We start from the raw sequence: 12,784 nt of genomic DNA, 5'->3' as shown, positions 1-12,784 counted from the left end.
TTCAATCCCTTCGGGAAGGAAAAAAACAATGAAAAAGATTTGGTTGGTTTTGATTGTCGTTGCCCTGTTGATCGCGCCGGTTGCCGCAAAAAGCAACACCATCGGTGCCGCGACCACGAAATACGCAGTCGGTGTGAACTTGGGCTGGCCCACCAATGGTGTGGCGTTCCAGTACAAGATGAGCAACAGCTTTGATTTGATCGGTGATGTTTCCCTCGGCTCCGCCAATGGCAATTGGCTTGGTTGGGTTGGTGGTGATGTCGGCGTGAACTTCAAGGTCGCTGATTTCGACTGGACGGATGGTTCCTGGTTCCTCACCGTCGGTGCGGTTGGCCAGGTAGGATTCATCCTTCCTGATTCCAATGACAACAACGGTGGTTTTCACCTTGCCGCATTGGCGCCTGTTCGTCTGAACTACCAGTTCCCCAAGGCTCCGTGGAGCTTCTACCTGATGCTGGGTCCGGGTCTGGATATCTTCCCGACGATCGGATTTACCATGGGTGGAGCGCTCGGCGCCCTGTACCTGTTCAACTAATCCTCTGCATGAGGGAAGGACGGGGATCTTCGGACCTCCGTTTTTTTATGCTTTGGCGAAGGCGAGAAATGGCTCAAGCAGGTCCCTGAGCGATGGGTTCTGCACCCGCGCCGTCAGGTGGACGCCTTCGCCGGAATAATCGATGGTGATGATCTGTCCCTCCCTGCGGATGCGGGCCACCAGGTCGTAACGGTCTTCCGGGATGGTCAGATCCATCACCGGGCTGAGACGGTGGATCATATCCAGAATGACATCATCAAGCACATCGATGTTGGACTTCTCCGTCACCGAACCGGTGACGACGATCGGGGAGAGCGTCTTCAGCCGGTTGACGGCGAACATGTCGAACGGCTTGTCCATCTTGTTGATGAACACGATGGCCGGTTTGTCGGCGCAGGAGAGCTCTTCAAGTACCGTTTTCGTCGTATTCCAGCAGGAGAGCATGTCCGGGTGGGATGCGTCGCAGACGATGATCAGGAAATCGGCGTACTTGGCTTCTTCCAGCGTGCTCTTGAACGCTTCCACCAGATGGGTGGGAAGGTTGCTGACGAATCCTACCGTATCAGAGAGCAACATCTCTTCCCCTCCGGGGAGCTTGACCATCCGGGTGGTGGGATCAAGGGTGGCGAACAGCTTGTCCTCCACCAGGACTCCGGCATCCGGAGCGAGAAGGTTCAGCAGGGATGATTTACCGCTGTTGGTGTAGCCGACGATGGCGCAACGGGGCAGGGGGCTGCGCATCCTGCTTTGCCGCTGCATCTCCCGGTCCTTGGATACCTTGGCAAGATCCTTTTTCAGCTGGACGATCTTGTCATCGATGATCCGCTGGTCAAGTTCCAGCTGGGTCTCTCCTTCTCCCTTGGTCCCGTAGAATCCACCGTGCTGCCGGTTCAGCCCGGTCCACATCCGTCTGAGGCGTGGCCGCTGATACTGCAGGCTGGCCAGTTCCACCTGGAGCTTGGCTTCCTTCGTCCTGGCCCGCTGGGCGAAGATCCGGAGGATCACCTCCTCGCGGTCGATCACCGGGGTCTCCCATGCCTTCTCCAGGTTCCGCTGGACACGGGGGGAGAGAATCATGTTGAAGACGACGAGGTTGGCGTCCTTCTCCTGTATCTCTTCCTTGATCTCCTGGACCTTGCCACTGCCGATGTAGGTGGCAGGACTGATGGTCCGTACCGGTATCTCTTCGCTGGAGAGCACCTCGTCCCCCAATGTGGAGACCAGGCTTTCCAGCTCCTCACGGTTCAACGCTTCCATCAACGGGTCGGACCCGTCTTCCTTCAGGGAAAACAGCAACGCCTTTGCCGGCGCTTCTTTGGTTTCGTACATACCGCACAGTCTATCGTGTTTTCCCGGTTTGTGCAGTCTCCCGACCCCCCTGCGGCCTGTTTCGCATTGAGCCAAAGCACGTATCGTGCTACACTCTCGTGGAGAGGTATCCTATGGGTCTGAATTGTGGAATCGTCGGACTGCCCAACGTGGGGAAATCAACCATTTTCTCCGCTCTGACGGCCGCCCCCGCGGAAATTGCGAACTATCCATTTTGTACGATCAATCCGAACGTGGGCATCGTCAACGTCCCGGACAAACGGCTTGACCAGATCAAGGCGTTGATCCCCCCGCAGCGGCTGATTCCCGCCACGTTTGAATTTGTCGATATCGCCGGTTTGGTCGCCGGCGCGTCCAAGGGTGAAGGACTGGGGAACCAGTTTCTCGCCAACATTCGGGAGGTGGGCGTCATCGCCCACGTGGTCCGTTGCTTCGATGATGCTGATGTCATCCACGTGAACAACAAGGTGGATCCGAAAAGCGACATCGATACGATCAACACGGAGTTGGCCCTTGCCGATTTGGACACGGTGGAGAACCGGTATGCCAAGCAGGTCAAACTGACCAGGAGCATGACGCCTGAGGACCGCAAGGCGATGGAAAAGTATCTGCCGCTGTTGGAGAAGGTCAAAGCGGGATTGGGCGATGGGAAGGCGGTCCGCTCGCTTGGCTTGGATGAAGAGGAGCTTGGGCTCCTGTACGATCTCCATTTGATCACCCAGAAGCCGGTGGTGTACGTCTGCAATGTCGACGAAGACCACGCGACGACGGACAACGACTACGTGAAGACGGTGCGCGCCATCGCTGCGGAGGAACACGCCGAGGTGGTGGTGATCTGCGGCAAGATGGAAGCGGAGATCGCCGCGCTGGATGATGAGAACGACAAGAAGGAGTTCCTGGAATCGGTTGGCTTGGAGGAGTCCGGCCTGAACCGGTTGATCCAGCATGCCTACCATATCATGGGGTTGAGGACGTTCTTCACTGCCGGTCCCGACGAGGACCGCGCGTGGACGTTCAAGGCGGGGATGAAAGCCCCGGAGACGGCCGGCATCATCCACACCGATTTCCAGAAAGGGTTCATCAAGGCCGAGGTGTACAACTGTAACGACCTGTTCACCTTCAAGAGTGAGGAGAAGATCCGGGAAGCCGGAAAACTCCGCATGGAAGGGAAGGACTACGTCGTGCAGGATGGAGACATCATGCACTTCCTGTTCAACGTGAACAAGCAGGCGAAATAGATCAGTTCTTCCAGCTCACACTGCACTGGATGGGCTTTTGCAGCAGGAGGAAATCGAGGAGCGGGAACTGGAAGCGGAAGCTTCGCGGGCCTGTCTTCGTGCCTCCGCTGACCGCCGTGATATCCCCCGGTGTCTGGAGGTCCAGGACGATGGAGGACGAGGTGATGGCATCCGGTCCTTCGTCGCCCAGCATAAAGCTGATCATCTCAAGATAATCCTCCGCGGAGATGCCTTGGTTGTACGTCGGGCCGAATGGCTCGAAGTTCTTGTCCGCCAAGAACGGGATCACTTTGGTCAGTTGGGGGTAGTTCTCCAGATCCAGGTAGAATGTCATCGTATTGTCCTTGACGGTCAACAGGCTCTGGTCGGGATCCGCCCCAAGGTCGGAAAGCAGGCGGGAGATGCTGGAGAAGGAAAAGACCCCTTCGTAGCTGCGCTCTCCTGTTTTGGTGAACGATACCTGGGATGTGCCTGTTCCCCGCTGCAGGTTCTTCTGGATGTCGGATACCGCCTTGTCCATCACCGACTCAGGATTCTTGGTGTCGGAAAACTCCTCGAAATCATTCAGGACATCGATGAAGAACGGCTCGGCGGACAGCGCGAGATCTGATCTGCCGTCTCCGGCAGGATTGATGGAGAGTTTTTCCGTCACCGCGCATCCACTGAGCACCAATGACACGATCATCATGAGGGGAAGAATTCGTTTCATACCGAAGTAACTGTACGCCAATTGGAACGAAGTGGCAATCTCAAGGAACCAGGAATCCGACCGATCCGTCCCGCTCCCTGATGATGGACAGCGTGCACGGACGTCGTTTCACTTCCTTGGTGAACTGGGACAACGGCATCTGTTCCAGCTTTGTCAGGTCGTTGGGGTCGTACTGCAACTGTACAATGGGGGACTCTCCGGTTTCCAGCAGGAACGCGATGCCCTGGTACAGTTCCATGTAAGAGGTCAGGGCGGGAAGGAAGTGACGTTTTCCCTTGCCGTTTGAGCACCTTCTTGACGAAACGGTCCTGCAGTTCATAGACATCCGTTTCTTCGGGATGCTGGGTTGTTAGGAACGTGGCGAAATCCAACATCAATTGATGGGCTTTCATGCCGCCTGCCTCTTCCAGGAGGGGGAACCATTGATAGGCCTGTCCTTTGGTGTAGAACAGGTCAACGGCGGTTTTGACGGACAGCGCCGTGGCGATGTCTTCTTTGGGAAAGGTCGGGCTTTCGATCAACAGGTAGGGGTTCTGTTCCTGGTGCCTGAGGCCCAGCCGATCAGCGCGGTCGGCGAGCGTCGTGCCGGGAAGCAAGGAGAGTAAAAACAGGTCAATGTTGTTCGGTTTCAACGAAATGGCGTAGTCCAAGCTGTGGAAGAACCCTTCCAAGGTGTCTCCCGGAAGCCCGATGATCACATCAAGGCCGAAGGAGACACCTTCCTTGACCAGCATGCGTACGCCGTTCTCGAACGCCGTCATGTTGGCCGCCCGGTCGATGGCTTTGAGCACTACAGGATCGCTGGACTGCATGCCCAGTTGCAGTGAACAGTCCAACTGCCCATACAGACGGACCATCTCCTCATCAAGCAGTTCCGCCCGGTTTTCAAAGGTGAAATGGATGTCCGGGGCTTTCTCGACCAACAGGGAAAGCATCTCCTTGGTCCGTTTCTTGTCCATGTTGAACGTCGGATCCAGCACGAAGACATTGTGCACATGGTGACTGACCAGGTAGTCCAGCTCTGCTTGGTGATGCGGTCCATCGGATAGTGCCGGACAGACCGCACGCCTTTGGACTCGAAACAGAAGGCGCAGTGGTACGGGCACCCCCGGGTCAGTTCCCACAGTACCGTGTCGCTTTGTTTGAGGAACGGGTCCGCCGTATGGGAGAGCAGGACGGAAGAGAGATCCTCAAGGTGCTCAGGGCATCCCGGGATGAGCAGGCTCCCTTTGGTGGCGATGCCGCCTCCCGTGGGAATCTCTCTTCCTTCCTTGATCGCCATCAAGGCTCGGGGAACGCTTTCTTCCCCTTCTCCGAGGATGAGGAAGCGGTACAGGGACAGGTCGAAGCTCATCGGGTTGGCCTGTCACCTCGGTGCCTCCGGCGAACAGGATCACCTGAGGGTTCCGTTTCTTCAGTGCAGTGACGAACTGGTCGAACCACGAACGGTTCCACAGGTAGACGGAGATCCCCACCACATCGGCGGAAATACGGGAAGCGGCCTTGCGGGGATCATCAGAGAGGTAACAGTTGGACAGGTGGGACGGGATTCCTGCCTGGCGGAGCGCTTCCTGGACACAGAGCGCCCCCAGGGGAAAGCTGAAATTTCCCCGTTCATAACAACAGGATACCAGTTCGACCGTCATGGCAACACAGTAGCTTTTTCTTGCTCCATGGGCAAGCAATATGGTACAGTGGGAACATGAAACGGTTTGTTGCCTCCCTGGCGCTTCTGCTTGCAGGAATGTGTGTATGGGCGATTACGGTCACGGTGGAACGGAGCTATCCCAATCAGGCGGTGGTTTCCTGGTCGTCCGTCGAGGGGACGAGTCATTATGACGTGTATCTGGACAACCAACCGGTGGCGCGGTTCGGCGGTAATATTTTCTCCTGTACCGTTGGCGGAAACGCCAATCCGCTGCTGTCCAATCATCGCTACCAGGTGATCGTCGCATCCCGGGACGCGTCCGACCGGACGCTGGATGCCGCCCAGGTGACGGTGGAGACGACCAGCTGGAGCGGTTCGTACCGATGGACCAATCCAACGGACAATGACAACAAAGGTCGGTGCGTCATGCTCCACTACGTGGTGGATGATGTTCCCGGTGGCCAAATGATCATCAAAAGTGAATTACCCGGACTGGGACTTCAGGTGATCAGCCCGGCAGAGGTGATCGGTTCCTGGGTGGACTATGACGATCCTTCGGCGGAGGTGTACCGGGCCAATGGACTGATGTTCAACACCACCAGCGCCAAACCAAGCAGGTTTCTGGTCAGTTCCGTCACTCAGGACGCCACCGGCGTACAGGTGGAAGTGAAGAGCAAAGCGTTGGGAATGACGTTCACGACACAGAGCTTCTACCAGTTCATCATCACCAAGGAAGGGAAGCGTGCCTGTGTCTTCTGGACGACGGGAAGCGGACTGGCCGCGACAGGCATTTTCAACAATCCGGAGAAGGGTTCAGACGGGAAATTCACGCTCGTGGAAGAGTAACTGCGTGTTGCTTGTGGTTGCTTTGAGTTGACAAATTCTTGTGCGCTCGGTATATAGTTGAAACCTGAACGTCGAGCAGGAGTAATCCATGGAACCATCGAAGCAAACGCTGATCATCGTCGAGTCCCCCACCAAGGCGAAAACCATATCCCGTTTTCTCCCCAAACAGTACAAGGTGATCGCCAGCAAAGGGCACATCAGGGACTTGGGTGAGAAGGAAATGGATATTGATGTGGCGCATGGATATGCCTGCAATTACCACATTGTTGACGGCAAAGCCCCGTTGATCGCTCAGCTGAAAAGCGAGCTGGCCAAATCAGATCGTTTGTTGTTGGCGACTGATGAGGACCGGGAAGGGGAGTCGATCAGCTGGCATCTCTTGCAGGTGCTCAAGCCAAAAGTACCGTACCAGCGGATGGTGTTTCATGAAATCACCAAAAGCGCCATCGAAAAGGCGCTCACCTCGGGTCGTGACGTGGATGAGAATCTGGTCCAGGCCCAAGAGGGACGCCGGGTGGTGGACCGCCTGTACGGCTACAGCATCAGCCCGATCCTGTGGAAGAAGCTGGCCAACAAGAAGTTGTCCGCCGGCCGGGTGCAATCGGTTGGCCTCAGGCTGACGGTTGACCGGGAGCGGGAACGTATCCTGTTCCAGAAGAGCCTGTACTACGATGCCGTCGCCACGCTGCAAAGCGCCGGCGGGCAGTCGTACCAGGCCCGGATGGTCTCCATCGACGGCAAGACGCTTGCCCAGAGCAAGGATTTCGATTCGATCACCGGAGCGTACAAAGGCAAGGAAGGGACGGTGCTCTGTGACAAAGGGATGATCGATGGCTTCCTTTCCCGTCTGAAAGATGGGCCGTGGATCGTCTCCTCCATCCAGAAGAAACCGTTTCTCACCCATCCCAGCATTCCGTTCACCACCAGCACACTGCAGCAGGACGCCATCAAGAAGTTCCACTGGAGCTCCTCGCTGGTGATGAGCGTGGCGCAGCTGCTCTACGAGAACGGGTACATCACCTACATGCGGACCGACAGCCCGACGCTCTCCGAGGAGGGGACGCGGGCGGCCAGGGAATCGGTGGAAGGGTTGTACGGGAAAGAGTTCCTTTCTCCAGAGCCACGGCATTTCGCCGCCCATACGGCGGGTGCCCAGGAAGCCCATGAGGCGATTCGTCCCGCGGGGGATCACTTCCGCACGCCGGAGGAAACAGAGCTAACCGGACGGGAACGGTTGCTGTACGATTTGATCTGGAAGCGTACGCTTGCCTGCCAGATGGCCGATGCCCGCAAGGCGACCACCACGGTGACGGTCACCCGTGACGGCGCGACGTTCGTCGCCACCGGTACGGAAATCCTGTTCCCCGGCTTTCTTCGCGCCTACGTGGAGGGAAGTGATGATCCGGAGGCCGCGTTGGCCGACAAGGAGACGTTGCTGCCTTCCCTGACCGAAGGGGAGACGGAGAAGCTCCTGGAGTTGGTCGATGAGGAACACCAGACCAAGGCGCCGGCGCGGTATACCGAAGCGTCGCTGGTGCAGGAACTGGAAAAACGTGGCATAGGAAGGCCGAGCACCTATGCGACGATCATCAAGACGTTGCTCGACCGTGCGTATGTAACCAAGGATGGAGGGGCTCTGGTCCCTACGTTCATGGGATTCGCCGTCTGCCAATACCTGGAACAACACTTTGCCCGGTTCATCGACTACGATTTCACCTCGAAGATGGAATCTGGTCTGGATGAGATCGCCGAGGGGAAGGAACGGAAGCTCGATTTCCTCAACGCGTTTTATCTGGGTCCCGAAGGATTACAGGCTGAGGACAAGGCGCAGATGGACAAGCAGGACAATGCGGAAGCGCGCACGCTGCATCTGCCGCAGATATCCGATGACAACCCCATCAAGGTGGGGCCGTACGGATGTTATGTGCAGAAACCGATGGGGGAAGGTGAAAAACCTGAAGCCATCCCCATTCCTTCGGAGTGGATGCCGGGAACCGTCACCGATGAGATGGTGAAGGATCTGCTTGCCAAAGGAAAACAATCCAACAGACGGCAACCGGTGGAGCTGGGAGACGGGATCCAGCTTCTTGACGGCAAATTCGGGCCGTACTGGCAGAAAGGGGACAAACGGGCGAGCGTTCCATCCTGGGCTGATGACGAACAGGCCAAGGATCCGCGGTTCGCCCAGCGGTACCTGTCGCTTCCACGGGTGCTGGGCAAGAATGAAAAAGGGGAGGAGGTGTTCGCGACGGTGGGCAAATACGGACCATACGTCGGTTGCAACGGCACCTACCGGAACCTGAACAAGACAGACAAGGACGCGCAATTGTTCGCCATCACGCTTGAGGAAGCCCTGTCGCTGCTTTCTCAGGAGAAAGCGCCGTCCCGATCGTATCGAATGAAAAAAACGCCTCGGACCAAGACGGTGGAACCATTGTTCACCTATGGTCAGTTCGAGGGAAAGCAAGTGGAACTTGCCCATGGCAGGTTTGGGTTCTATGTCAGGCATGATGGAAACAACTACTCGTTGCCGTACGCGTATAAAAAAGATGAAGCCAAAGCAAAGGGGTTGAGTCTTGACGACGTCATAGAGGTGATCAAGGACAAGCGACAGAAGGGTACGACGTAGTATTCATGGCAAGATTTTTCCGGCGTCCCGTACGGACACCGAAGGCTCCGGTGATCGCTCCTGGCGATTACCTGGGCGTGCTTTCTGAAGAATTTCACCTTTCCAAGGATGCCGTGCTGACCGCAATCCGTGCGGTGGGCATCGACACGGAACATGTCCGTGAGGACCAGATGGACCTCCTTCGGGAAGTGCTCTCCTGCAAGACGCACAACCTGGACCGGTACAAGAGCAAGGATCCAGGGTATGAGGATGTGCTGGATGGGGAGGTGCGCTCGTTCAACGAGATCTACGTGGACACCGCTCCGATCATCCAGATGGATTGGTTCCTCCACTTCGTGGCGGATATGGAGCCGATCCTCAAGCGGCGGAAGAAGAAGCTGTTGATCCTTGAGAAGACGATGGAGGAGCTGCACGGCCTGAAGGACAATCCGGAGAAGGACAAGGAGGTGCGTATCCGCGCCACCATCCGTCCGGATTTGATTCGTTCCTTGGCCAAGCAGGGATTGGTCCGGATCGGGGACACCGGTTCGGAAGGCATCGCCGATGACCATCTGGTCAAACTGTTCAGCAGGATCGGGATGAACGAGGACGTGCTGTTGATCACCCAGGACCGGGGATTGTCCGAACGGATCGTCAAGCTGGCCCATGAGCAGCAGTCTGTCCAACGCCAGCCATACCCCCAGACCTTCTGGGAGAAGCTGATGCACAAAGAGCTGCGCTATCCTGCGCGGCATACCATGGTGGTGTGCAAGCTGACCGAGGGGGGGATTCTCCGCCGGTGCTACGTCTGTCCGGACTGCGGAGAAAGCTACTACGACCAGGTTTCCGACTGTGATGGCGTCGTGCCATGCTCCAAGTGCATCATGGACCACAAGGTCCGGGGCGAGCAGGAGATGGATGCGCTGAAGAAGAAACAGGAAGCCGAAGCCCTCAAAGCACAGCGGGAGGCGTACCTGAAGAGCCGTCCCACCGTGGAGAAGGTGATCCAGCGCCGGAAGCGTCAGGCCGCGTTCCTCACCCTTGCCATCGGAATCGTTGTCATCATCATCCTGTGCATCGTGCTTTGACAAAAGCGGGCCGTCCATGGTTTCATGAACGGCCCTGCTGACCCGGATGCGATTCGAACGCACGACCTACTGCTTAGGAGGCAGTCGCTCTATCCAACTGAGCTACCAGATCGTCCATCTGTCACTTATAGCGAAAATACCCCATGAGGGCAAGGGGATGCCGGAAGCTCAGAGGAAATCGTTGTCGTAGCGGATCACCATGTTGTATCCCGGATCCAGCGTGTGGGCGTAGGCGACAATCTTTTCATTCAAGGTGGCGCTTGGCATCTGGAAGTCGTCGGGAAGCAGTACGTCAAAGAGCAGGTTGGTCTGTTTCTTTCCCGGAACCCTGCGGAAATCGTGCAGCGTCAGCTTGGGGTCGATCGTCTTCAGGAAGGCGGAGAAGACGGCGTGCAGCCGGTTGGTCTCAGGATCATCGGTGACCACCGGATCCATGTGGATGCAGATCATGATGTGCATTGCCTGCTCGATCTCCCGTTCCGCCTTGTCGATCACCTCATGGATGGCAAGGATGTCACCGTGGGCATCCACCTCTGCGTGGACGGTGACGATGCACCGCCCTGGTCCATAATCGTTGATTACCAGGTCATGGATTCCCCGGATCGTCGGATAACTCAGCATCCTCCGGGTGATCTCCTCCACCATTTTGGGATCCGGCTTGCCGCCGATCAGGCGGTCAATGGTGCTTTTGCACACCTTCAATCCTGTCTGAAGGACAAACAGGGAGACCACCACACTCATGAATCCATCGATGTGCCAGCCATACAGCCACTGGAGCACCGTGCTGACCAGGACGGCCGCCGTGCCTACGGCGTCACTGACGCTGTCCTGGCCTTCGGCGGTGAGCGTTTCGTTGTCGATGGTCTTCCCGATCTTCCGATAGAAGAAGAAAAGCCAGAGCTTTGCCATAATGGACAGACTGAGCAGGGTGATGATCAGCGGGGAGACGGACAGCTCCCTGGGATGGCGGATCCCACTGATGCCGGATTTGAGCAGTTCGAGACCAACCATCAGAATCAAAAAGCCCAGCGCCAGAGCGCCGATGTATTCCATCCGGCCATGGCCGAACGGGTGCTCCTTGTCCCCCGGTTTTGCCGCCATGCGGACGACAAGAAGGGAGAGGATGCCACCTCCCGCGTCAGAGAGGTTGTTCACCGCGTCCGCCGTGATGGCAAGAGATCCACTGAGGATTCCCATCGCCGCTTTCGCCGCGACGAGCAGACAGTTGACGATTACTCCGGTGACGGACGCAAGCGTTCCATACGAAGAGCGTACTTCCGAGTTTTTGGTATCTGACGCGTTGGGGACAAAATGACGGATCATCCAGCCAGTCATGACGCACCTCCCAGATAAATGTGGCCTACGATCCAGTCAACCAGTGAAGCGGGAAGGAACCGGATCAAAGAGACTTCCAGTTTTGAGACGAATCCCACCGCGCGACGGACCGGCACCCGCCTGTGGCTGGCGATGGAAAGAGCCACCTTGGCAACCCGCTCGGCCTTGTCTCCATTCTGTTCGTCATGGGCGATCCTCTCTGTGGTTGCAAGCACTGCCGCCCGGTAGGGGCTGTCTTCCGGCTCGGCGATGACCCGATGCTTGGTGAAGCCGGTGGTGGTATCCCCCGGTTCAATCATCGAAACATGGACGCCGAATCGGGCGCTTTCCATCCGGAGCGCTTCCCCGTATGCCTCCACGGCGTATTTGGAACAGCTGTAGTGACCTTGGAACGGGACGGTGATCCGTCCTGCCACGGAACTGACCAGCAGGATCAACGAGCGGGGTTCCTGGCGGAGAAACGGCAATGCGGCGCGGTTGACCGTCAGGGTTCCAAAGAAGTTGACTTCCATTTGCCTGCGAACCATGTCGATGGGCGTGGCGTCGACTGATCCGGTGATGCCGTTGCCTGCGGCGTCCAGCACCACGGACAGGTGGTGTCCGGTCTCTGAAACCGCTTCGGCGTCAATCCGGGCGAGCATCTCTTCCACTTGGGCTGAGTCAGTGACATCCATCGCACGGTAGCGGATGCCGGTTTCCTCATGTCCTTGGACATTCCTCGCCACGCCCCAGACTTGGTAGCCCTGGGAAGCGAACAGACGGGCGCAGGCCAGTCCAATGCCACTGGTGGCTCCGGTGACCAAAATGTTTGTTCCGAACGGATGCTTCATGCCGTTGCCTCTCCTGGGCCAGTATAGTCCGAAAAGCCCGCTGTCACAAGAAGAGCGGAAGCCCAAGGACTTCCGCCGATGGAAAATGGGGATTGCTGTTATTTCGTCTGGTCTTTTTTCAACAGGTCGCGGATCTCGGTGAGAAGCGCGATATCCGGGGCCGGCGCTGGCGCGGGGGCGGGAGCTGCGGCTTCGGCAGCCTTCTTTTTCGCTTCCGCCGCTTCCCTCATCTTGTTGAACTGTTTCATCAGAATGAACATGCACAGCGCGATGAGCAGGAAGTTGATGATGGCCTGGATGAAGTTGCCGTAGGCCAACGCCGTCTCCGCTGTTCCTTCGGTGGCCGGTTTGATGACCCACTTCAGATCTGCGAAATTGACCCGTCCGACGATCAAGCTGATGATCGGCATCAGAATGTCCTTGACCATCGAATTGATGATGGCGGTGAACGCGGCGCCCATGATGACGCCGATTGCCATGTCCATCACGCTTCCTTTCGAAATGAATTTCTTGAATTCTTCCCAAAATCCTGTTTTTTTATCAGCCATATGTATCTCCTGTAAGATTGTGATACGCATAAATCTAAACGCCCAGAATATAGCATAAGACCCATCATTT

12 protein-coding genes and 1 tRNA gene are annotated in these 12,784 nt (G+C 57.0%); 5 read left to right on the top strand and 8 right to left on the bottom strand.

Annotation, left to right across the window (positions count from 1 at the left end):
- The first annotated feature begins 28 nt into the window (after positions 1–28).
- Entirely contained in the window at positions 29–535 is a 507-nt protein-coding gene (locus tag LKE28_05225) for a hypothetical protein (protein MCH3907648.1), read from the top strand.
- Positions 536–580: 45 nt separating this feature from the next.
- Here LKE28_05225 and hflX read toward each other — a convergent pair whose 3' ends face one another.
- The gene (gene hflX, locus LKE28_05220) at positions 581–1,864 is read right to left on the bottom strand and encodes a GTPase HflX (protein MCH3907647.1); all 1,284 of its coding nucleotides are present in this window, start codon (positions 1,862–1,864) and stop codon (positions 581–583) included.
- Positions 1,865–1,977: 113 nt separating this feature from the next.
- Between hflX and ychF the strand changes: the two genes are divergently transcribed.
- Positions 1,978–3,102, top strand: a complete 1,125-nt coding sequence (gene ychF, locus LKE28_05215; protein ID MCH3907646.1) for a redox-regulated ATPase YchF — start codon at positions 1,978–1,980, stop codon at positions 3,100–3,102.
- Between the two features lies 1 nt (position 3,103).
- On the opposite strand, the gene LKE28_05210 is transcribed toward ychF, so the two are convergent.
- The 3 genes from LKE28_05210 to LKE28_05200 form a co-directional block, all read right to left on the bottom strand.
- Complete coding sequence (locus LKE28_05210) at positions 3,104–3,811, bottom strand: hypothetical protein (protein ID MCH3907645.1); 708 nt, start codon at positions 3,809–3,811, stop codon at positions 3,104–3,106.
- Entirely contained in the window at positions 3,808–4,791 is a 984-nt protein-coding gene (locus LKE28_05205; GenBank protein MCH3907644.1) for a radical SAM protein, read from the bottom strand. The genes LKE28_05210 and LKE28_05205 overlap by 4 nt, the downstream gene beginning before the upstream one ends.
- A 219-nt stretch (positions 4,792–5,010) precedes the next feature.
- Positions 5,011–5,457, bottom strand: coding sequence for a cobalamin-dependent protein (locus LKE28_05200; GenBank protein ID MCH3907643.1), 447 nt, complete (start codon positions 5,455–5,457; stop codon positions 5,011–5,013).
- Between the two features lie 56 nt (positions 5,458–5,513).
- Here LKE28_05200 and LKE28_05195 point away from each other — a divergent pair, with 56 nt between their 5' ends.
- From LKE28_05195 to LKE28_05185, 3 genes are all read left to right on the top strand, one after another.
- Entirely contained in the window at positions 5,514–6,305 is a 792-nt protein-coding gene (locus tag LKE28_05195; GenBank protein ID MCH3907642.1) for a hypothetical protein, read from the top strand.
- 88 nt (positions 6,306–6,393) lie between these two features.
- On the top strand, positions 6,394–8,934 hold the full coding sequence (gene topA / locus LKE28_05190; GenBank protein ID MCH3907641.1) for a type I DNA topoisomerase: 2,541 nt from the start codon (positions 6,394–6,396) through the stop codon (positions 8,932–8,934).
- Positions 8,935–8,939: 5 nt separating this feature from the next.
- The gene (locus LKE28_05185; GenBank protein ID MCH3907640.1) at positions 8,940–10,001 is read left to right on the top strand and encodes a hypothetical protein; all 1,062 of its coding nucleotides are present in this window, start codon (positions 8,940–8,942) and stop codon (positions 9,999–10,001) included.
- Positions 10,002–10,039: 38 nt separating this feature from the next.
- On the opposite strand, the gene LKE28_05180 is transcribed toward LKE28_05185, so the two are convergent.
- From LKE28_05180 to mscL, 4 genes are all read right to left on the bottom strand, one after another.
- Positions 10,040–10,113, bottom strand: a tRNA-Arg gene (locus LKE28_05180).
- Positions 10,114–10,169: 56 nt separating this feature from the next.
- A complete protein-coding gene (locus LKE28_05175; GenBank protein ID MCH3907639.1) occupies positions 10,170–11,336 on the bottom strand; it encodes a cation diffusion facilitator family transporter in 1,167 nt (388 codons plus the stop codon).
- A complete protein-coding gene (locus LKE28_05170; protein ID MCH3907638.1) occupies positions 11,333–12,166 on the bottom strand; it encodes an SDR family NAD(P)-dependent oxidoreductase in 834 nt (277 codons plus the stop codon). The genes LKE28_05175 and LKE28_05170 overlap by 4 nt, the downstream gene beginning before the upstream one ends.
- Positions 12,167–12,264: 98 nt before the next feature.
- A complete protein-coding gene (gene mscL, locus LKE28_05165; GenBank protein MCH3907637.1) occupies positions 12,265–12,714 on the bottom strand; it encodes a large-conductance mechanosensitive channel protein MscL in 450 nt (149 codons plus the stop codon).
- Positions 12,715–12,784: the final 70 nt, after the last annotated feature.

Source organism: Sphaerochaeta sp. (assembly GCA_022482495.1).
GTDB lineage: Bacteria > Spirochaetota > Spirochaetia > Sphaerochaetales > Sphaerochaetaceae > RUG023.
This window is presented reverse-complemented; position numbering and strand designations above follow the sequence as displayed.